The 20,582-nt window shown below is 54.0% G+C and carries 19 protein-coding genes; 10 read left to right on the plus strand and 9 right to left on the minus strand.

Annotation, left to right across the window (positions count from 1 at the left end; genetic code table 11):
* The first annotated feature begins 152 nt into the window (after window positions 1-152).
* Window positions 153-2,357, plus strand: coding sequence for a mechanosensitive ion channel family protein (locus tag AMM48_RS19580; RefSeq protein WP_102785448.1), 2,205 nt, complete (start codon window positions 153-155; stop codon window positions 2,355-2,357).
* Between the two features lie 236 nt (window positions 2,358-2,593).
* Here AMM48_RS19580 and rpsD read toward each other — a convergent pair whose 3' ends face one another.
* Window positions 2,594-3,211, minus strand: a complete 618-nt coding sequence (gene rpsD / locus AMM48_RS19585) for a 30S ribosomal protein S4 (protein ID WP_022731823.1) — start codon at window positions 3,209-3,211, stop codon at window positions 2,594-2,596.
* Between the two features lie 473 nt (window positions 3,212-3,684).
* On the opposite strand from rpsD, the gene AMM48_RS19590 reads away from it, so the two are divergent.
* Window positions 3,685-4,269 carry a fasciclin domain-containing protein gene (locus AMM48_RS19590; protein ID WP_102785543.1) on the plus strand — a complete coding sequence of 195 codons (585 nt, stop codon included), beginning with the start codon at window positions 3,685-3,687 and terminating at the stop codon, window positions 4,267-4,269.
* A gap of 144 nt (window positions 4,270-4,413) precedes the next feature.
* On the opposite strand, the gene AMM48_RS19595 is transcribed toward AMM48_RS19590, so the two are convergent.
* Complete coding sequence (locus tag AMM48_RS19595; protein ID WP_101301976.1) at window positions 4,414-5,196, minus strand: RNA methyltransferase; 783 nt, start codon at window positions 5,194-5,196, stop codon at window positions 4,414-4,416.
* 190 nt (window positions 5,197-5,386) lie between these two features.
* A complete protein-coding gene (cimA, locus tag AMM48_RS19600) occupies window positions 5,387-7,000 on the minus strand; it encodes a citramalate synthase (protein ID WP_244271321.1) in 1,614 nt (537 codons plus the stop codon).
* A 288-nt stretch (window positions 7,001-7,288) separates the two neighbouring features.
* On the opposite strand from cimA, the gene AMM48_RS19605 reads away from it, so the two are divergent.
* The 3 genes from AMM48_RS19605 (at window position 7,289) to AMM48_RS19615 (ending at window position 9,252) form a co-directional block, all read left to right on the plus strand.
* Window positions 7,289-7,549, plus strand: coding sequence for a hypothetical protein (locus tag AMM48_RS19605; protein WP_022734021.1), 261 nt, complete (start codon window positions 7,289-7,291; stop codon window positions 7,547-7,549).
* Window positions 7,550-7,747: 198 nt separating this feature from the next.
* Complete coding sequence (locus AMM48_RS19610; RefSeq protein WP_102785450.1) at window positions 7,748-8,449, plus strand: DsbA family oxidoreductase; 702 nt, start codon at window positions 7,748-7,750, stop codon at window positions 8,447-8,449.
* Between the two features lie 146 nt (window positions 8,450-8,595).
* A complete protein-coding gene (locus AMM48_RS19615) occupies window positions 8,596-9,252 on the plus strand; it encodes a LysE family translocator (RefSeq protein WP_102785451.1) in 657 nt (218 codons plus the stop codon).
* Window positions 9,253-9,260: 8 nt separating this feature from the next.
* Here AMM48_RS19615 and AMM48_RS19620 read toward each other — a convergent pair whose 3' ends face one another.
* The 3 genes from AMM48_RS19620 to AMM48_RS19630 all read right to left on the minus strand — a co-directional run bounded on the left by AMM48_RS19620 (window position 9,261) and on the right by AMM48_RS19630 (window position 12,379).
* The gene (locus AMM48_RS19620; protein ID WP_102785452.1) at window positions 9,261-10,562 is read right to left on the minus strand and encodes an MFS transporter; all 1,302 of its coding nucleotides are present in this window, start codon (window positions 10,560-10,562) and stop codon (window positions 9,261-9,263) included.
* Window positions 10,563-10,698: 136 nt separating this feature from the next.
* On the minus strand, window positions 10,699-11,415 hold the full coding sequence (locus AMM48_RS19625) for a DUF6064 family protein (protein WP_102785453.1): 717 nt from the start codon (window positions 11,413-11,415) through the stop codon (window positions 10,699-10,701).
* A gap of 13 nt (window positions 11,416-11,428) precedes the next feature.
* Window positions 11,429-12,379 (minus strand): aldo/keto reductase, encoded by a 951-nt coding sequence (locus tag AMM48_RS19630; protein ID WP_102785454.1) that lies wholly within the window; start codon window positions 12,377-12,379, stop codon window positions 11,429-11,431.
* A 219-nt stretch (window positions 12,380-12,598) separates the two neighbouring features.
* On the opposite strand from AMM48_RS19630, the gene AMM48_RS19635 reads away from it, so the two are divergent.
* Together AMM48_RS19635 and AMM48_RS19640 are read left to right on the plus strand one after the other, a co-directional pair.
* Entirely contained in the window at window positions 12,599-12,973 is a 375-nt protein-coding gene (locus AMM48_RS19635) for a MerR family transcriptional regulator (RefSeq protein WP_102785455.1), read from the plus strand.
* On the plus strand, window positions 12,970-13,365 hold the full coding sequence (locus AMM48_RS19640; protein WP_102785456.1) for a carboxymuconolactone decarboxylase family protein: 396 nt from the start codon (window positions 12,970-12,972) through the stop codon (window positions 13,363-13,365). The genes AMM48_RS19635 and AMM48_RS19640 overlap by 4 nt, the downstream gene beginning before the upstream one ends.
* An 86-nt stretch (window positions 13,366-13,451) precedes the next feature.
* Here AMM48_RS19640 and cysS read toward each other — a convergent pair whose 3' ends face one another.
* The 3 genes from cysS to AMM48_RS19655 form a co-directional block, all read right to left on the minus strand.
* Window positions 13,452-14,828, minus strand: coding sequence for a cysteine--tRNA ligase (gene cysS, locus AMM48_RS19645; protein WP_102785457.1), 1,377 nt, complete (start codon window positions 14,826-14,828; stop codon window positions 13,452-13,454).
* A 68-nt stretch (window positions 14,829-14,896) separates the two neighbouring features.
* Window positions 14,897-16,249 (minus strand): glutamate--tRNA ligase, encoded by a 1,353-nt coding sequence (gene gltX / locus AMM48_RS19650; protein WP_022734031.1) that lies wholly within the window; start codon window positions 16,247-16,249, stop codon window positions 14,897-14,899.
* 24 nt (window positions 16,250-16,273) lie between these two features.
* Window positions 16,274-17,950, minus strand: coding sequence for an NAD+ synthase (locus tag AMM48_RS19655; RefSeq protein WP_102785458.1), 1,677 nt, complete (start codon window positions 17,948-17,950; stop codon window positions 16,274-16,276).
* 251 nt (window positions 17,951-18,201) lie between these two features.
* On the opposite strand from AMM48_RS19655, the gene AMM48_RS19660 reads away from it, so the two are divergent.
* Genes AMM48_RS19660 through AMM48_RS19670 form a run of 3 tightly spaced genes read left to right on the plus strand, consistent with a single transcriptional unit; the run spans window position 18,202 to window position 20,507 of the window.
* Window positions 18,202-18,546 (plus strand): YbjQ family protein, encoded by a 345-nt coding sequence (locus AMM48_RS19660; protein ID WP_101301946.1) that lies wholly within the window; start codon window positions 18,202-18,204, stop codon window positions 18,544-18,546.
* An 18-nt stretch (window positions 18,547-18,564) separates the two neighbouring features.
* A complete protein-coding gene (locus tag AMM48_RS19665; RefSeq protein ID WP_102785459.1) occupies window positions 18,565-19,926 on the plus strand; it encodes a M48 family metallopeptidase in 1,362 nt (453 codons plus the stop codon).
* Between the two features lie 5 nt (window positions 19,927-19,931).
* A complete protein-coding gene (locus AMM48_RS19670) occupies window positions 19,932-20,507 on the plus strand; it encodes a hypothetical protein (RefSeq protein WP_102785460.1) in 576 nt (191 codons plus the stop codon).
* The last annotated feature ends 75 nt before the right edge of the window (window positions 20,508-20,582 follow it).

Consider the following 20,582-nt stretch of genomic DNA (forward strand, 5'->3'; position numbering starts at 1 on the left):
GCGGTCGGCCTTGACGCATCATCTTACGCGCCAACGCCACACCTTTTGCGATCATAACCGCATGTGTCGTGAAACTATTTCTTGATGCTTATCCCAAATGTCCCCATCTTTGTCAGATAGGATTCTGCGCGTAACAGGGGATAATGAGCGGGATGAAATCAGCAATCAAAACAACGATCTGTCTGGCACTTTGGCTTTTCGCCATTTGTGTCATCACCCCGCCTCCCCCCGCACATGCGCAAGTGGCCGCCGTTGCCGCGATGGCCGGTTCGGGCGATGATGATCAAACCAGCATTGATCAAGCCCCCCCCACCGACGATGTCGCAGCAAACACCTTTAGCTACTATGGATTTCTTGACGCGGGTGTCGCGCGCACCAAAGAGCGGATTGAACGCACCATAGAAGGCCTCTCGGCCTTCCCCGATGAACTTGATGCCACCGGCACCTTCATGTCGTCTGACATGGGGCGCACCGGGCTGATGAAGTTAATCCTCTTCACCGCTGTTTTTGTTGCTGTCGGGGTGATTGCTGAAATCATCTATCGCCGGGTGGCTGCGCCGATGTGCGCTCATCTTGAAGCTCAGTCCCCCGTCAAATTTACGGATCGCCTCAAACAGATTGTCACGCTTTGCGTTCTATCGCTGCTTTCGCTTGGTGTGTTTGCCATCGGATCGATCGGGACGTTCATGATTTTTGACTGGCCGCCGATTATGAAAAGCGCGCTGATGTCGCTTTTGATGGCGTTCTTCCTGCTGCGCATTCTCATGATCGTTCTTCAGTTCCTGTTCGCACCCAAGGCTGAAGGCCTACGCATGATCAATGTGGATCCGGATGCTGCCGCAGTCCTGACCCGCAGCCTGACACTGGCCGCAGGCATTTCACTGTTTTCCTTTGGCCTGGCCGGTGTGTTTAGTGCCGCGCCCACCATGGTTTTGGGCGATATCATCCTGTTTGATATTGCCGTGGTGATTTCGGTGATTTCATTTTGTGTGGCCGCTGTTTCGCTTGGCCGCTTTTTTGCCGCGAACAAAGTCAGCGGCAATGTTGAAAAGCTTGCCTTGCCAACGTCCATTGCGCGGCTTTGGCCCGCCATTGTCTGTGTGTGGCTGGTTCTGGTTGGTGGCGTTGCAGTCATTGGTGCCGAGCGGATGCTAAAGGCCCTGCTGGCGATTGGCCTTGCCTGCCTGTTTGATGTCATCCTGCGCAATATCATCGAAAGCCAGCATCGCAAAAAAGTCCTGATCGCCGATCAGGAAGCCGCCGACAAAAATGCCGCTGCACTGGCATATGCGACCGAACATGATGAAGACTTCGAACCGGTAAAACCAAAACACCCGGTCTTTACCAAGGTTCTTAAACGTGGCGTGCGGTTGCTCGCCCTTGTGTTTGTTCTTGCCAGTATGTGGCGCATCTGGGGCCTTGATCGTCTTGCCACGGCCAACGATGCCGGGATACTTGCCCGCATCATTGATGCCTCGACCGAAATCATCATGATCTTGCTGATTGCTGATCTGATCTGGTCGCTGATCAAGGCGTTTCTTGATGAACGTATGAATGCCTCAGGAGGCGGTCACGGCGACGGTGAAGGCGGTGGCACCGGCCTATCGCGGATTGAAACGCTGCTGCCGCTGCTTAAGAACTTTTCCTTCACGGTCATTATCATCATGGTCGCCATGGTCACATTGTCCTCGCTGGGCGTTGATATCGGGCCGCTGATTGCCGGTGCTGGCGTGGTTGGTCTCGCCCTTGGCTTTGGCAGTCAGGCGCTTGTGCGCGACGTTGTGGCGGGTGTGTTCTTCCTGCTGGATGATGCGTTCCGGCTTGGCGAATATATCGAAGTTGAAAATCTGCGCGGGCGGGTGGAAAACATCTCGATCCGCTCGATGCAATTGCGCCATCACCGCGGCCCGCTTCAGACCGTACCGTTTGGCGAGATTAAATCCATCGTCAACCACAGCCGCGACTGGGTGATTGTCAAACTTGAATTCCGCGTGCCGTTCGAAACCGACGTCAACAAGATCAAAAAGCTGGTCAAGAAACTCTCGGCCGATTTGCTGGAAGATCCGCTGATTGGCGACAGCTTCATCGAGCCACTGAAATCGCAAGGTGTCCGCCGGATGGAAGAGTTCAACATGGTCATCGGGTTGAAATACACCTCAAAACCGGGCGAACAATTCACCATCCGCAAGACCGTCTATCAAAGCGTGCTGGCGATGTTCAAGGAAAACGGCATCCAGATGGCATCGCGCAATGTGAAGGTCGATGTGCCGCCCGATGCCACGCCCGAACAAAAAAGCGAGGCTGTTGCGGCTGCGGCCCAGCAGGCCTCCGAACAACTCAACGCGTCAAAATCGTAACCAGTCGGTTCGATCCCAACATCGCGAACATAAAACAGCCCGGTGCCGTCCATCTGCACCTGGCTGTTTCGTATGTTGGGGCCGCTGGCCGCACCCTAAGGCGCAATCGCCAAGCCCCTCAGAAAACAGGGATGTTAGCGCTAACATGGTCTAAGACGCCGACCCTTTAGACAAACAAAAACGCCCGCTGTTTCCAGCGGGCGTTTCGTATGGATCGTCGCGAAATCCGGTAAGGATTAACGCGAGTAGAATTCGATGACCAAGTTCGGCTGCATCTGAACCGGGTAAGGAATTTCCGCGAATTTCGGTACGCGAACGAAGGTGCCTTTGAAGGCCTTCGCGTCAACGTCGAGATATTCCGGAACGTCACGTTCGTTCAGGGTCGCAGCTTCGATAACCATCGGGATTTCACGTGAAGCCTGTTTGACTTCAACAACGTCACCTTCTTTAACGAGGAATGACGGAATGGTTACTTTCTTGCCATTGACAAGAATGTGGCCGTGGTTAACGAACTGACGCGCAGCAAAAACGGTCGGAACGAATTTCATGCGGTAGATCACGGCATCAAGGCGCTGTTCAAGAATACCAACGAGGGTTTCGGAGGTATCACCCGGACGACGCGATGCTTCTTTGAAGTAACGCAGAAACTGTTTTTCAGAGATGGAGCCGTAGTAGCCTTTGAGCTGCTGTTTGGCGAACAGCTGGATACCGAAATCGGTCGGTTTTTTACGGCGGGTTGCGCCGTGCATGCCCGGTGCATATTCGCGCTTGTTCAGCGGCGATTTTGCACGGCCCCAAAGGTTCACACCAAGGCGGCGGTCAATCTTATGCTTTGCAGCAATACGTTTCGACATTTGATAACTCTCTTTTTTAAGATCACTTTATTGTCCCGATAGTTTCCGTAACCCCAAACGCTTTAACAGCAGGACATACGGAACGGGGACGAAAACACCTGTTTCGACCCACTTTCTCGGAAGTGAGGCGCAATATAGAGATGATTGACCAAGAGTCAAACATTAATCACCGCATCCAAGCCCTGCATTTCTGCCGGTCTGTGCCGCTTTGCCTGACGGCATAGGTATGCCCGACATCGCCTGTTCGCGCAATTGGCCAACGGCCTTTGCATAACCCTTTGGCAAAAAAACATCATCCCTGCTGAAACCCGATGGCGACCTTGTGCGTACCTTCGCCCGTAACGCGCACAAAAACAGGAATGATCAATACGAAATCCGCTCTTGGGATCGAATTTGAAAACCGGGTTGCGTGGCAAAAGTGCGCCGATAAAAACAATGCACCACGCAGGCAGACTGACAAGGACACGTTTTACATGATTAAGAAATCCATGATGGTATTTGCCGCTTCTACGATTGCACTGACACTGGGTGCATGCGCCAATGACATGAAATCTGAAAGCTCAATGTCGGGCGAAAAGACCGTAATGGTCGGGGGTGCCCCGATGTATCCGTCCAAAAACATTGTTGAGAATGCGGTAAATTCCGCAGATCACACAACCCTGGTTGCCGCGGTTAAGGCGGCTGGTCTGGTTGACACTCTGGCAAGTGCCGGGCCGTTCACCGTCTTTGCACCAACCAATGCCGCCTTTGACAAACTTCCTGCTGGCACGGTTGAAACCCTGCTGAAACCGGAAAACAAGGCGACCCTGACCAATGTTCTGACCTATCACGTGGTTCCGGGCACCATGACCGCAGCCGACCTGATGGAAAAAACCAAGGCCATGGGCGGGATGTATAAAATGACCACCGCATCGGGCGGCACGATTACCGCCGAGATGAAAGACGGTGCACTTTATATCGTCGATGCCAAAGGCCAGTGGTCAAAAGTCACCATTGCCAATGTCATGCAGTCCAACGGTGTGATCCATGTGGTCGATACCGTCCTTCTGCCGGGCTGATTGGCCGTACCTGATCACGCTGCTAAATCGTCTGGCACTGCGCGGCTTTAACCTGTTGCAAAGCCCCCAGACGAAGACACCCGGCCACGTAGGCCGGGTGTTTTATTTTGGCAATTTTTCTACGTGCTGACACAACAGCACAGATCAATCTTCTGGTTTGTACTTTCCACCGCGCATCGCAACAATCATCCCGCGCAGGGTCTGGACTTCCTGATGGGTCAGGTTGGACCGGTTAAAAATATTGCGGATGTTGCGCGCCATATTGGGACGCTTGGCTTCAACACGGTAAAACCCGGACTCATAAAGTTCGTGTTCAAGATGAACAAACAGCCGCTCCAGATCTTCCTTGGTGGCCGGGAACGTATCATTCATCAGCATCTGATAATCGGGCACGTCAACACCAGCCTGCCACCATTCATACCCGATCAATAAAACCGCCTGAGCAAGGTTAAGCGACGTAAAGCCGGGGTTCAACGGCACGGTGACGACCGCATCGGCCATCGCAATATGTTCGTTGCGCACCCCTGTCCGTTCCGGCCCAAACAACACGCCAACCTTTTCACCCTTGGCGACAACGCTGCGCAGCTCGGGTGCCAGCCCCTTGGGCGTAAAGACCGGCTTGATTGCATCGCGGGTGCGCGCGGTGGTCACATAGACCCGGTTTAAATCGGCAACCGCATCTTCGTCGCGCTCAAACACCTTGGCATTGTCGATCACGATGTCTGCACCGGCCGCATTCGCGGTTGCGCGTTCATTGGGCCAGCCATCGCGGGGACGCACCAGCCGCAGATCAACCAGCCCGCAATTGAGCATCGCGCGCGCGGCCTTGCCGATATTATCGCCAAGCTGCGGTTCAATCAGAATGATCACTGGCGGATTGGCAATGCCACCCGTTTCGGGAATAGCAGCACCTCGGGCGTCGCTCATCGCGTGGTTTCTCCGGTGGTCAAAGAAAGTCTGGGTACCGACATTCGGTCAATATTGGCGTTTCTTTAGCAAAAGCCAACTGGCAACGCCAGCATCCTTTGCGCCGCCACTCGTCCCCAAAACAGCAAAACGGCCAGACAGAAAACCTGCCCAGCCGTTTAAAAGAGACCATCTGTCTTGAGCGAACGTCTTAGCCGTGCTGGCTGCGCACGCCGGACTTAAACAGCTTATAGGTAATTGAATCACGCAATGCGTTATAGGACGCCTCGATAATGTTGGTCGAAACGCCAACAGTGGCCCAATTGTTGCCTTCCGCATCGCGGCTTTCGATCATCACACGCGTTACCGCACGCGTACCATCACCGCGCGTTATAATGCGGACCTTATAGTCAATCAGTTCGATTTGTTCGACCGCATCCCGATATTCCGGCACCGTCAAAAGCACCTTACGCAGGGCTGCATCAAGGGCGTTGACCGGACCGTTCCCCTCGGCGACCGACATGAACTGATCATCCCCAACAACGACCTTTACGGTTGCTTCGGACATGGTGATGACCTGTTCGTCCTGCTCATCGCCCCAGCGCCGTTCATCAATCACACGAAACGATGTGACGCGGAAATACCGGTCAAGCTCGCCCATGGCTTTGCGCGCCAGAAGCTCAAAGCTTGCCTCCGCCCCGTCATAGGCATAGCCATCAAATTCGCGCTGTTTGACATTTTCAACCAGCTTGCCGACCGCTTCGGATTTCGGATCGACATCCACCCCGATTTCACGGAACCGGGCCAGAATGTTTGACCGCCCTGCTTGATCCGACACCAGAATATGGCGCTGATTGCCAACCAGTTCAGGTTCGACATGCTCGTAACAAGCCGGGTTCTTTTCCACCGCGGACACATGCAACCCGCCCTTATGGGCAAAAGCACTGTCGCCAACATAGGCTGCTTGCCGGGTCGGTTCACGGTTCAGACGTTCATCAAGAATATGGGAAATCCGGCGCAACTGGGTCAGTTGATCTTTGGAAACACCAACATCAAATCCCATTTTAAGCATCAGGGTCGGAATGATCGAAATCAGGTTGGCATTGCCACACCGTTCCCCCAATCCATTCAACGTCCCCTGCACTTGACGCGCGCCGGCACGGACGGCGGCCAGTGAATTGGCCACCGCGTTTTCTGTATCATTGTGGCAATGAATACCAACGTGGGCACCAGGGATCTGGCTGCAAACATCGGTGACGATGTCAAAAATCTCGTCGGGCAGCGTGCCACCATTGGTGTCACACAAAACAACCCATCGTGCCCCGGCCTCATAGGCTGCCTTGACCGCGGATAACGCATAGTCGCGGTTGGCTTTATAACCATCAAAGAAATGCTCGGCATCGAACATCACTTCGGACACTTTGGTTTTCAGATGCGCGATGGAATCCGCAATCATCGCAAGGTTTTCATCAAGTTCGATGCCCAAAGCCTCGGTCACTTGAAAATCCCAGCTTTTCCCGACCATGCAGACAATCGATGCATTCTGCGCCAAAGACGCAAGCCCCGGATCATTCGATGCCGACCGACCGGCACGGCGCGTCATGCCAAAGGCCGTCAGCTTTGAATTTTTCAATTTCGGCGGATTGGCAAAGAATGCATCGTCCGTTGGATTGGCGCCGGGCCAACCGCCTTCAATATAGTCAATCGACAATTCGTCCAGCGCCTTGGCAATTGCGGTTTTATCCGCTGCCGAAAAATCCACGCCCTGGGTTTGCTGCCCATCACGCAAGGTACTGTCATAAAGATAGACGCGCTTGTCTGACATATTCATTCCAACTGATCGTAGTCTTTCGAATCCAGAAACCGACCGGTCCCGGCGAGTCAGGCAAATTGCCGGAAAAGTGCCATCAGCGCAACAGCATTACGCAAATCCGACAATCGGAGCCGTTTTCCACTCATTTCGGTGAAAATACCCCTCTTTAGGATAGCAAACCTGTCCCCTTGGACTGTTGCGCCCCTCCTAATTCAATGCTTAACTCTACCATACATTGCAAAGTGTTTGGTTGCTGCTCCACCAATTGATGTAACCATCCACTGTCAAAGGACAAACGCCATGGCATTGAAAGCCACCACCGGCATCGACGTCATGATGCTTGCAGGGCTTACTTGGGAAAGATCAGGTAAAAACTGCTGGACGGCAACGGACCGGTTTGCTCATTACACCATTTTCCGCGACATTGACCAACGCTGGTACGGCGAATGGGAACGTGACGGGGAAAAAACCCGTGCCGACTGGTCATGCCCCATTTTGGAAACCTTTGCCGAATATATGGTTGATCACGCACGCCGTCAGCCAAACGAAAACGCCCACTAAGCAAGCCTACGCCATTGGACGCGCTTCACCTCTCCTCGCGACACCACCGTTTTTGATCATTTATGTGCGGCCCATGACGTGCGCCCGACAGGAAGATGACATTTTTTCTGTTATGTGATGGGTGATCTGTTCTTGCGTTTGCTGTCACAGCGATTATGTGATGGACCATCACACGGTTTCATAACGCAAGGAAAATTCATGACGGACGCCATCCCTTTGCAGATCGACATTGTTTCAGACGTGGTCTGCCCATGGTGCATTATCGGCTATAAAAACCTCGAAGAAGCCGTTGCGCGGCTGGATGGGCAAGTTGACATCACAGTCCGCTGGCACCCTTATGAGCTGAACCCGAACATGGCGCCAGAAGGTCAGGACCTGTCCGAGCATATTACCGAAAAGTACGGCCTCACGCCCGATCAAAGCACCGACAACCGTGCGCGCATCACCATGATGAGCGAAAATGTCGGCTTCCCGATCCATTTCAGTTCCGACAGCCGCATCTACAATACCTTTGATGCCCACCGCCTGCTGTATTGGGCAGGGAAAGAAGGCAAAAGCGGCCAACAAACCGCGCTGACAATGGCCTTGTTCACGGCGTACTTCCAGGATGCCGAAAATCCGGGCGATCATGGCGTACTTAACCGCGCGGTCGAAGAAGTCGGCCTTTCGCCGGAACGTGCGGCTGAAATTCTGGCGAGTGACGAATTCGCCAAAGAAGTCCGCGCCGAGGAAGAAGAATTCGGCAATGCCGGCATCAGTTCGGTGCCGACCTATGTGGTTAATGGCAAGTTCGCCATTTCCGGTGGCCACCCGCCAGAAGTCTTCGAACAGGCGCTGAGCGAAATTGCCCGCCAGGGCGATGAAATTCTTGCTGATGCAGAGGCCAACGAAAACGTCTGAATTTAGAAAGACGGTTCGGTAATACACCGACGACAACAAAACTCAAAATCCCCGGCTTTGTCACCGGGGATTTTTTGTATCCATCGACAGTCTTTTCAAGGTGAAGTAACTTTTCTCTGCCACCACCGCCAAACAGGAACGCCCCCATGCCTGAGTTTACTGAAGTCACACAATACCTGCCCGGTATTTTGCTATCCTACCTTGCCTTACTTGTCGGCGTCGTCAGCCCCGGCCCAGCCTTGCTTGGACTGATGGGTGTTTCACTTGATCGTGGACGCCTTGCAGGGCAAAGCTTTGCCCTTGGCATCGGCACGGGTTCCTTTTCCATCGGGCTTTTAACCCTGACCGGGTTGTCGGCGGTTTTGGCGGCCTATGCAGATGCGATGACCGCCATTCGTATTTTTGGTGGGCTTTATTTGCTGTGGCTGTCGTATCGCGCATTTCGCACCGCCTTTCGCAAACCCGTTCCTGCAAGTGCAAACGACGACGTTCCGGTGAGCGACCCAATCACACGCAAAGGCTATTACCTGCGTGGCTTGGCACTGCATCTTACCAATCCCAAGGCGATCCTGACCTGGATCGCGATCATTTCAATCGGCTTTACCCATGGTGCGCCGCTTTGGGTGGGGGCTGCCATCGTGATCGGGTGTGGGATGATTTCAACCTGTATGCATCTGATCTATGCCACAGCCTTTTCAACCGCCCCGGCGATTTCGATTTACCGGCGTGCCGCCGGATGGATCAATGGGGTACTTGGCGTTTTCTTTGCCATGGTCGGTATCAGGTTGCTGTTTAATCGATAAAGTTGGCTTCAGGGCCGCGCCGGATCTTCTTTCTCGGTTTCAGCTTCGGTTTCAGCGTCCGCTTCGGCCTCTGCTTCAGCCTGTTCTGCTGCCCACACGCCTGCGGTTTCCACAGCCATCGGTGACGCTGTTGGCAACACGCCCAGATAACTTTCGGTCTCATCAGCCGGCATTGCCTCGCGCTTGGTCATGCGATAGAGCGCATAAAGCGCTATGGCACCAAACGTTACAACAAGCACCAACCAGAATGCATATGGACCAAACTGCTGCATCGCCCAACCGGTGACAAGCGGTCCCGAAATGGCCCCAATGCCAAAGGTCAGAACCAGAGCCCCAGACGCGGCTGGCATTTCCTCAAGCGTCAGAAAATCATTGGTGTAGGCCAAGAATAATGCGTAAAGCGGCGTTGTCATCCCACCGGCAAAGAATGCCGCAGCCATCAGTGGCCAAAGCTGATCGCCGGCCATCCAGCCCAGTGCACAGGATATCCCCCCCATTAACGCCGCGCCAAAGATCAGCTTGCGCCGGTCCATCCGGTCCGACAACCAGCCGATGGGATATTGAAACAGCAAGGCGCCCGCAAACAGCATCCCGATAAACAACGCGATCTGTGCTGTGGTCAGGTCAATCTTGGTGCCAAAAACTGCCCCCATGCCTGATTGCGTGGCATACACACTGCCCAATAGGAAAATCCCGACAGTACTTAGCGGTGCCTCGACAAACAATTCGCGTAACGGCATTGCTTTCGCAGCTTCAGTCACCGGAACCGAGGATACCGACAAAAGGATCGGCGCGAAAGAAACCGACACAAGGATCGAGGCCCCGATGAACAGCACCGATGTCCCTGCATCACCCAGTGTCAAAAGCCCCTGTGCACCGATAATGCCCAGCGTCTGCGCAATCATATAGGCCGACAGAACCTTACCGCGTGTTTCATTGGTCGCAGCATCATTAAGCCAGCTTTCCGCCGTGACATAGATGCCCGACATGCAAAATCCGACAAGAATGCGAAGTGGCGTCCACGCCCATGGCTCCGTCAATAAGGGAAAGGCAATCAGTGCCGCCGACATGAAACTGCCAAGGGCGGCAAAAACACGCACATGCCCCACACGGCGCAGCATCACCGGGGTCAGGCGCGCACCCGACAAAAATCCGGCAAAATAGGCCGATGTGACAATCGCCAGTTCTGCTGAGGAAAAGTTTTCGATCCCGCCACGGACACCGATAAGGGTCGAATGCATGCCATTGCCCAGCATGATCAGGACGATCCCAAGCAAAAGCGCCCAGACACTAGACAAAACCTTAAACATCGAATGCCCTCTCACGCATGACAGTGGCGCCAGATCGTTGAGTTATGGATGGCTCAACGGACTGCTTGGCACCTTGTCCACCATGATCGGCATCGGGCTTTTGATCAACCGATAATACAGCACTACAACACAGTAATTAATCAGTGGGTTCAACCAGTTCTGCCTGCGTCATCCGTCGGGTCGTCACCCCGTTTTTAAGATCAAGCCAGCAGCAAAAGACCGTTAGCCAAACCGCAATGAGCGGGACGACGGCGATTTCCTGATCCATCACCCACAACGTGGCACTGGCAATCAAACACCAGATCAAAGGAACCGGCACCAAAAGCCATCGCCAGGTCCCGCGTGCCATCAAAACAAAGCCAAGCGTACCGAAGGCTGTTGGATCTGCTGCACTGCCAAATAGCTCGGCCTGCATAAGGTCCCGTCCTTCGAACAACCCGACAAACGGATAGACCACCAAGGCAATGCCGATAAACGCGGCCCCGACCACGGATGAAAAGTCCCCACGCCAGCCAAACCGCAACGGCAACGGCCGTGCGGCAAAAACTGCCAAAAGCACGACCTCCGCGACAAACCCGGGCAGGACATACGGCACAACCCAGTTGATCGGTTGATAGTATTGCCACATAAAACCGTAACTTACCCATGCCCATATCAGCGACAGCACCACCAGAATAACCCGGTTGCCGCGATGGCCATGGCGCATTGCCAAACCCGCCGCAATGACCCCAGCAACAAGGGCCGATACCACCGCCAGCCCCCATGTTGTATTCATCGTTTCAAACAGCCGGAAATACACCCGTGGCGAAAACAGCAGGAAATCGGCCAAGCCATAGCTCCACCATTCGCTCATGACTGTACCCCCTTCATATTAAAACCCCGATCACGGCCGCGATCTGTTCGCGCATTTTGTCATCGGGTAAAAGCCCGGTCGCCGCACGCATGTTTTCGGCTGCGTGCGCCGGTTTGGTGGTGGCCGGGATCGGGCAGGTCACCGCTGGATGGGCAATCAGATATTTCAAAATCAGCTGCGCCCAGCTTTGCACCTGAAGTTCAGCGGCAAATTCCGGCAGCGGCTCACCTTCGAGTTTCTCAACAAGGCTACCGCCCCGAAACGGACGGTTCACAATTACAGCAATGCCGCGATCATAAGCCATCGGCAACAGGTATTCCTCGACATCGCGGTCAATCGGGTTGTAGGTCACCTGCACGAAATCAAGGCGTTCGTTTTTCATCACCGCCATTAAATCTTCGGTGCGCCGTCCGTGTGACGTCGTCACCCCGACATAGCGCAGAAGACCTTGGTCTTTCAGCTTGAACAACAGTGGCAGATTTTCATTAATCCCCAACAGGTTATGCACCTGCAAGAGGTCAAACTTTTTAAGGCTCCAGCGGGCTTCGGTCTCGGAAAGCTGTTCCATTCCATCGCCAGCGGTCCAGATTTTGTCGGTCGAAAACACCTGATCGCGCGCACCAAGCTTATCCAGCCCGTAGCCAATCACATCCTGAGCCGACCCATACATTGGCGAGCTGTCGATCATGCGCCCGCCTGCAGCAAAGAAGGCCGACATCACATCCGCACATTGATCGCGCAGTTCCATATCATTGCCGACATTAAACGTGATCCAGCTGCCCATTCCGACTGCGGGGATTTCTTCGCCGGTTGACGGGATTGGTTTGCGCATCACATCAGGGCGTTCTTGCCCAGCCACGCTCTGCCCCCAGACTGGGCCAGCCCCGCCCAGCATCATCATCGCCCCCATGGCACTTAACGCACTGGCAGATTTCAGAAATGTTCGACGATCAATTTCAGACATGGTCCATCCTGTCTTACTGTTTGTTCACCCATCATCCACATGAATTGGGCAAAAATCTGCCCATACGCAACCACATGCAAAAACCGCCTTGCATAATACGTACCAATGCCAACTGCTGACGCAACACCAGACGAGTACAGATTAATGCTTGACCTAGAGCACGCTCTAGCCACTAGCCTGATGCAGGATTGAACAAACCCAACCAAAAAGGTGACCGTCATGATGATTGGCGAAGTGGCAGAGAAAAGCGGTTTTTCTGTTCACACCCTGCGGTATTACGAGAAGATCGGCCTTCTGCCGCCGTCGCATCGCGACAGGGGTGGTCGGCGGTCTTATGACGATGATGTTCTGCGGTGGCTTGAATTTCTGGGACGCTTAAAGGATCTGGGCATGCCGATCCGTGACCGGGTGCTGTATGCCAAATTGCGCGCAGAAGGTGACATCACCATCGAATCCCGCCGCCGTTTGCTTCAAACCTATCGTGATGCACTGGCCAAGCGGGTAATCAGTCTGCGCGAAACGCTTGACGTTCTTGATGCCAAAATCGCCAGTTACGATACGACGGGCACCCCATTAAAAGGACCCCGAAAATGACCAACCCGAAATCCGCCCTTGATGCAGGCCGTGCCATCGTTGCGACCCTGAACCCAGCACTTGAAGGCCAGTTGGGTGAAAAGTATGACACTCTGGTTCCCGACTTTGCCGAAAGCCTTGTCGAATGGGCCTATGGCCGTCATTACGCCCGACCGGGGCTTGATCTGAAAACCCGGCAACTGTGCACAATTTCCGCCCTGACCGTGCTTGGCGGCCAAACCGCCCCGCAACTTCAGGTCAACATCCGGCACACACTGGCAGCCGGGGCTTCGCGCACCGAAATTATCGAAGCCATATGGCAGATGGCCGTTTACGGCGGGCTCCCCGCTGCCATTAACGGACTGAATGCCGCGCAGGAATGCTTTGACGCAGTTGATGCCGAAGCCGCCTGAACCGTCCATACCCATCACATAGCAAACACAAAGGGCCGCAGCGTGAAGCTGCGGCCCTTTGGCAGGTCAAATTTCAACCTGAAAACCTAGACGCGTTTCCAGCTCGTGCCATCCTTGAAATCTTCAAGCAGGATACCGCGCGCCAACAGATCATTACGGATCTTGTCAGCGGTTGCGAAATCCTTGTTTTTCTTGGCGTCCGCCCGCTGATTGATCAGATCATCAATCTCGGCAGCTTCGTCTTCGCCCGCACTGCCGGTAAACCAATCTTCCGGGTCGGCTTCCAAAATACCAAGCAACTTGGCCGCGGCGAGAATCTCGCCCTTGGCTTCCGCACGCTCATATTTCTTTTCGGCCTTGTTGAACCGGGTCACCAGATTGTGGAATTCGGCAATCGCCAGTGGGGTATTGAGGTCATCACACAGCGCTTCAAGGAACAGACGCGGTACGGGCATATCGACCGGGGTTACATCGGCACTTTGACGTAATGCTGTATAGAACCGATCAAGCGATTCCTTGGCCTGACGCAGGTTGTCCTCGGTCCAGTTGATCGGCTGGTGATAATGAGTGCCGATCATCGCAAGGCGGATCGCCTCACCCGGCCAACTTTCCAGCAACTCATGCACAGTGACGAAATTGCCCAAGGACTTGGACATTTTTTCACCTTCAACCATCAGGTGGCCGTTATGCATCCAGTATTTGGCATAGCTCGAACCCTGATTGGCACAGCAGCTTTGCGCCAATTCGTTTTCATGATGCGGGAACACAAGGTCCGAACCACCGCCATGAATGTCGAAATTCTCGCCCAGATAGCGCGTCGACATGGCCGAGCATTCAATATGCCAGCCCGGACGGCCCCGACCCCATGGGCTGTCCCAGCCCGGAATGTCGTCTTCGGACGGCTTCCAAAGCACGAAATCTGCCGGGTCTTTCTTGTACGGTGCGACTTCAACCCGCGCACCCGCAATCATTTCCTTACGATCACGGCGCGACAGCTTGCCATAGTCATCAAACTTATCGACCGAAAACAGAACATGTCCTTCGGCGGCATAGGCAAAACCCTGCTCGATCAGGCTTTCGCACATGGCAATCATTTCAGCGATATGTTCGGTCGCACGCGGCTCGATATCTGGCTTGGCCGCGTTCAAAGCGCCCATATCATCAAGATAGGCCTGATGGGTGCGTTTGGTGATGTCGGAAATCGTCTCGCCGCTGTCTTTGGCGCGCGCGTTGATTTTATCATCAACGTCGGTAACGTTTCGAACGTAGGTCACATTTGGATAGATATGGCGCAAAACACGCACCAGCGTATCAAACACAACAACCGGGCGCGCATTACCAACATGGGCGTAATCATACACCGTCGGCCCGCACACATAGAGGCGCACGTTATTGGCGTCAATCGGTTCAAACACCTGTTTTTCACGGGTGAGCGTATCAAAGATACGAAGGGTCTTGTTCATTATAATTGTCCGTTTGGCTGTGGTATCGGGTTAAATGCAGGCATTTATCGGCGATCAAAGCAGAATGCTTAGACCGCCTTCCCACACAGCCGGTTACGTGCTTTATCCCCGCCAATCAGAACCAGCATGGTCGACATTTCCGGGCCATGTTCACGTGCGGTCAGCGCCTTGCGCAGCGGCATGAACAATTCCTTGCCCTTACGACCAGTCGCATCCTTAACCGCAGTCGTCCAAGACTTCCAGCTCGTCCCGTCAAGCGCGCCTTCCGGCAGAAGGTCAGCTGCCTGCTTCAAGAACTCGGCATCTTTATCGTCGATTTCCGGCACCACGGGCTGATGGATAACGTCCCACCATTCCAGCGCCTCTGACACGCGCCAGCAATTGCCACGCACGGCGTTCCAGAACGTCTCATCGGCTGTTGCCATGCCTGCAGTAATCAGTTTGGGGCGTGCGGCTTCAAACGACATGTCATGAATGACTTTTTCATTCAGACTGGCCAATTCGGCCGGATCGAATTTCGGGGTTGAACGCCCGTAATGATCCAGATCGAATTTCTCAAGCACCTCAGAAAGACTTGCCGGCTCGATTTTATCGGACGCACCAAGACCGGTCAAAAGACCGACCAATGCTTCGACCTCAAACCCGTCATTGCGCAATTCACGAAGCGACAGGCTGCCCAACCGTTTGGAAAGCTGCGACCCACCTGGCCCCGCCAAAAGCGGCATATGGGCAAATTCAAGCGCACCGGGTTTCCCGCCAAGGGCAAGATACAGCAAAATCTGCGACACGGTATTGGTCACATGGTCTTCGCCGCGAATGATGTGGGAAACACCCATTTCAAGGTCATCCACCACGGAACCAAGCATATAAAGCAACGACCCGTCTTCACGGATCAAAACCGGGTCCGACACATGTTCGGTATCAAACGAGCAAACCCCGCGCGCCAAATCATCCCATTCGACCATGCCGTCGGTCAGGATGAAACGCCAATGCGGTTTGCGGCCTTCGGCTTCCAGCGCGGCAATTTCATCATCGCTCAGCGTCAATGCCTTGCGGTCATAGATAAACGCCTGATGACGCTGGCGGGCGGCCTTGCGTTTCCAGTTCAGTTCGCCTTCGGTTTCGTAACACGGATAGAGCAACTCGCGCTTTTTCAGATCAGCGATCGCCGCGTCGTATTTATCCTGACGCAAGCTTTGGCGTTCTTCGCGGTCCCAATCAATGCCAAGCCACGTAAGGTCTTCGCGGATGGCATCGACATATTCGTCCTTGGAGCGAACCGGATCGGTGTCATCAAACCGCAGGATGAATTCGCCGCCTGATTTCCGGGCATAAAGCCAGTTCATCAGGGCAACACGGGCGTTCCCGACATGAAGAAGCCCGGTCGGGCTGGGTGCAAATCGCAGGACAGGTTTTGTCATTTCAAACTTTTCAGTTCAAGTGGTTCAGGTCACGAGGTTCGTGAAACCATTTGTAATAGGATAGCGTCTATCACGGCCAAAGGCCCGCGGCGTGATCTTGACCCCCGGCGGGGCCTGACGGCGTTTATATTCCGCCCGATCGAGCAATCGCCAAACCCGGCGCACAGTCGCCTCGTCATGACCGCTATCCACGATATCGCGTACAGACCGCTCACCTTCAATCATCTGATGCAAAATATCATCAAGAACATCATAAGGCGGCAGGCTGTCTTCGTCTTTTTGGTCCGGCCGCAATTCAGCCGAGGGCGGCTTGGTAATGATCCGTTCGGGGATCACCATACCATCCGGGCCCATCGCACCAGCCGGCGTGTTTTCATTGCGCCAATGGCACAGGTCAAACACGGTCGTTTTATAAAGGTCTTTCAAAACAGAATAGCCACCGCACATGTCGCCATACAGTGTCGCATAGCCGACCGACATTTCCGACTTATTACCGGTGGTCAGCACCATGTGGCCAAACTTGTTTGAAATCGCCATCAGGATCATCCCGCGCGACCGGGCCTGAATGTTTTCTTCGGCAATATCAGGTTCACGTCCCTCAAATGCAGGGGCCAGCATTTGCTCAAACGCGCCCATTGCCGGACCGATATTAATACTTTCGATCCCGGTTCGCAGCATACCAGCACACAGCTCTGCATCCTCAAGGCTATCAGCCGAGGTATAAGGTGACGGCATCATCACCAGCCGCACGCGATCCGATCCCAGCGCATCAACCGCAACCGCGGCCGACAACGCACTGTCGATCCCGCCCGACATACCGATGACAACGCCGGGAAAACCATTTTTATTGACGTAATCACGAAGTCCCAGAACAAGGGTCTGATAAATCGCATCAAGGCCGGTCGGGTGTGCGGCCTTCGGTGCGTCGGACGCACAGGCCCATGTATCGTCATCGCCCTTGATCCAGTTTGATGTGACAACCCCCTCGGCAAAGCACGGCAAAGCCACGCCAAGCGATCCATCGCCATTAAGCCCAAACGACCCGCCATCAAAAACCAGCTCGTCCTGACCGCCCACTTCGTTGCAATAGATCATCGGCGCGCCGGTTTCACCGACGCGGTCTGCAATCAGTTGGCGGCGCAGTCCACCCTTATCGGCTTCAAACGGTGATCCGTTGGGCACAAGGAAAATCTCGGCTCCCGCCTTGGCAAGATGGGCCACCACATTGGGCGTCCAGACATCTTCACAGATTGGCACACCAATTTTGACGCCCTTAAACGAAATCGGCTCGGGCATCGGGCCTGCGGCAAAGACGCGCTTTTCATCAAACACGCCATAGTTCGGCAGGTCCTGTTTGGCCCGAACATCAACAATCTTGCCCTGCTCGATCAGAAGAACTGCATTAAAGCGTGTGCCGTCAATGTCCCATGGTGTGGTCAACAGCAACGCCGGACCATTCTCACGTTTGGCCGTATGGGCGCAAATTACATCCACCGCATCGCGCAGATGACGCATGAACGCAGGCTTCATCACCAGATCCTCGGGCGGATAGCCCGACAGAACCAGTTCAGAATACAAAACGATATCCGCGCTCTGATCAGCAGCAGTTTCCCAGGCCGCCACAACCTTGTCCCGGTTCCCGGTTACATCACCGACAATCGGGTTGAGCTGGGCAATCGCAATGGCAAGCATATTTGTCATGATGTTGGAATAAGAGCCCCCCCGCGCACTGTCAATTGCCGAATAACGAATATCGCCTGTTCCAAACGTGCAAGGCGCTTAAAATTTACGCCGCACTCCCATCAAGTCAAAGTGTTTTGCTCTTAAATCAGCACTGCATATCAGCTCTGCATAATTGATAATGACTTGCAAAATCGATCAAATATCGCTCTATTGCCCGCGCTGTAAAATGCAGCGCACAAAAAATCAAAATTTAAAATACGAGCAAACACATGAGCACCACCAAAAATTCAACGGCACCTATGCCCGCCGTCACCGTTTCCTATATCCCCGGACGCGAAGCTTCCGAAAACCTTGGCATTGTTTTTGGCAGTTCGGTCAGAAGCCGCAACTTCCTGTTTGATATTTTTGCCGCATTCAAAAACCTGTTTGGCGGTGAAGTACGCTCCTATACCCGTCTTCTCGACGACGCGCAGAGCGAAGCCACCAGCCGCATGCTCGAACAGGCCAAAAAGCTTGATGCAGATGCCGTTGTTGATGTGCATTTTGCCACGTCACAGGTTGCCTATAAAGCGGCTGAAATCTTCGCCTATGGCACCGCTGTTCGCCTGAAATAACGGTTAGGATTCCCAAAAATGGAAGAAGTCATTCTTCCGGGAATTTTGCTGACCATCCTGATCGGAATTGCCTATCTGACCGGCCGCGTGGCCGATGGGGTACATGACCGCGCATTAAAACGCGATGAGTCGTTACTGCCCCGACAGGTTCTTGATTCAGGAAGCAACATTCCCGGTGACATAAAACTGCACGACACTGCCATGGTAACCGGCAAAGTCGTGATTGCCGAAGATCGTTTTCGCAATCTTCTGGCCCGCTTGCGCATTTTTGTCGGTGGGCGCCTTAGTGCGCATGAAGCATCAATAACCCGCGCCAAACGCGAGGCCATGTTGCGCCTGCGCACCAACGCCAAGGGTGCCAGCCATATTATCGGTATTCGGTTTGATTCCGCACAACTAAGTCGCGGCATGATCGAAATGATTGTGTCTGGCACCGCCCTTTATACCGATCATCGACCAAAGGGCGGCTTTCCATCCGCCCTGCCCGATGACGGGGTTAATATCAGCCACCGTAACCTGCTCGTCGAATTCCTGTCGGCAAGCACAGCATTTCTTCTGATTTGCTGGGGAATTTATGCGGCCAGCGGCCTGTTGGTCGAATGGGCCAGCCATGAAATCTCGGTCGAGGACGAAGTTGCCATCTGGTCGCAGCTTGAACCCGAGCTGATCAACCATCATCGCACCGCAGACGACCGCAGTTTGGCGGAAAACTATCTGGTCGATCTGATCAACTCGATCCCCAAGGCGGCCCTTGGTCCGGCGGCGGCCTATGATTTTGACGTCGTGATCGTTCCCGATCCGACACCAAATGCGGCGGCCCTTCCCGGCGGATTGATCCTTGTTCATACGGGCATGATTGATCTGGTCGAAAGTGAAAATGAACTGCTGTCGATCCTTGGTCATGAAATCGGCCATTACAACGGGCGCGATCACCTTGAAGGATTGGGCCGCGAAGTTGTCGGTGTTGCCCTGTCAGCCATGATGTTTCAGACCGATGCGGTTTTAACCACCTGGATTGCCGGCTGGCCAAAATTGCTGACCGACCTTGATTATTCGCGCAGTCAGGAACTTGACGCCGATAATTGGAGCCTCAAAATCCTGATGGCGAAATACGGCCATGTTGGTGAAGTTGCCCGAACGTTTGAAAAGCTCGGCAACATGCAGGGCGGGCACAGTGTCATGGATTATCTGGCAACCCACCCGCACCCGCAGGACCGAGTTGACCGGCTGTATAAAATGGCCCGCGACCAAGACCTTCCGATGGGCGAACCTGTCGACCTGGATGAAGCCTTCGAAGACTTCCTTGTGCGTACCGGCGAAATCCCGGAAAGCGCGCGTGAGGAAGGCCGTAAATTTAGCCTCACAACCACGAAAGACTGATACCCATGCGTGGATTTCTTTTCCCCTTCCGCTTCCTAAGCGTAAGTGGTCGCCCGAACATCGAGTTTTGGCTCACCCAATGCGTCATTTTGGCATCCACGGTAATCGGTGTGTATCTGGCAAGTTTTGCTGGTTTTCAGATCGCCGTTGACTTTGATCGGTATCAGACGATGTCCGATGTCAGCAACCTGGAAAAATCGCTCGAAGCTGAGTTTGGCGACAATATCGAAAAGGTCGAAACATGGATCGCCGATTATCCAGAGGCCCCGATGACGTGGCACGCCCAAACGCTAGCACCGCGCGAAGCCCACAAACTCGACGATATGGTTTGGCAAACCATGCGCTATTCCGACCGCACGCTTGAGGTGAACCCAAAAGTTCTGACCGGTGTGCGCCGCTTTTATGGCGATATCGAAGCACAGATGACCATTTTGTTCATGCAGCAGAATGCAAATGGCTATGCCCGCAAAGCCATGGAAAAAATGACAACAATCGTTGCCACGGCCCGTCAAGACGTCTTGCCGCTACTGCAATCGGAAATCAAACGTTTGGATAGTGAATTGGCCGATATGGCCAATTAGGCTCGATTGACACCGAAACAAGACACATCAAGCAAACCGGGGCGGCATCAGTGGCCCCGGTTTTGTTTTGTCTTC

The organism is Thalassospira sp. GB04J01 (assembly GCF_000751115.1).
GTDB classification, from domain to species: domain Bacteria; phylum Pseudomonadota; class Alphaproteobacteria; order Rhodospirillales; family Thalassospiraceae; genus Thalassospira; species Thalassospira lucentensis.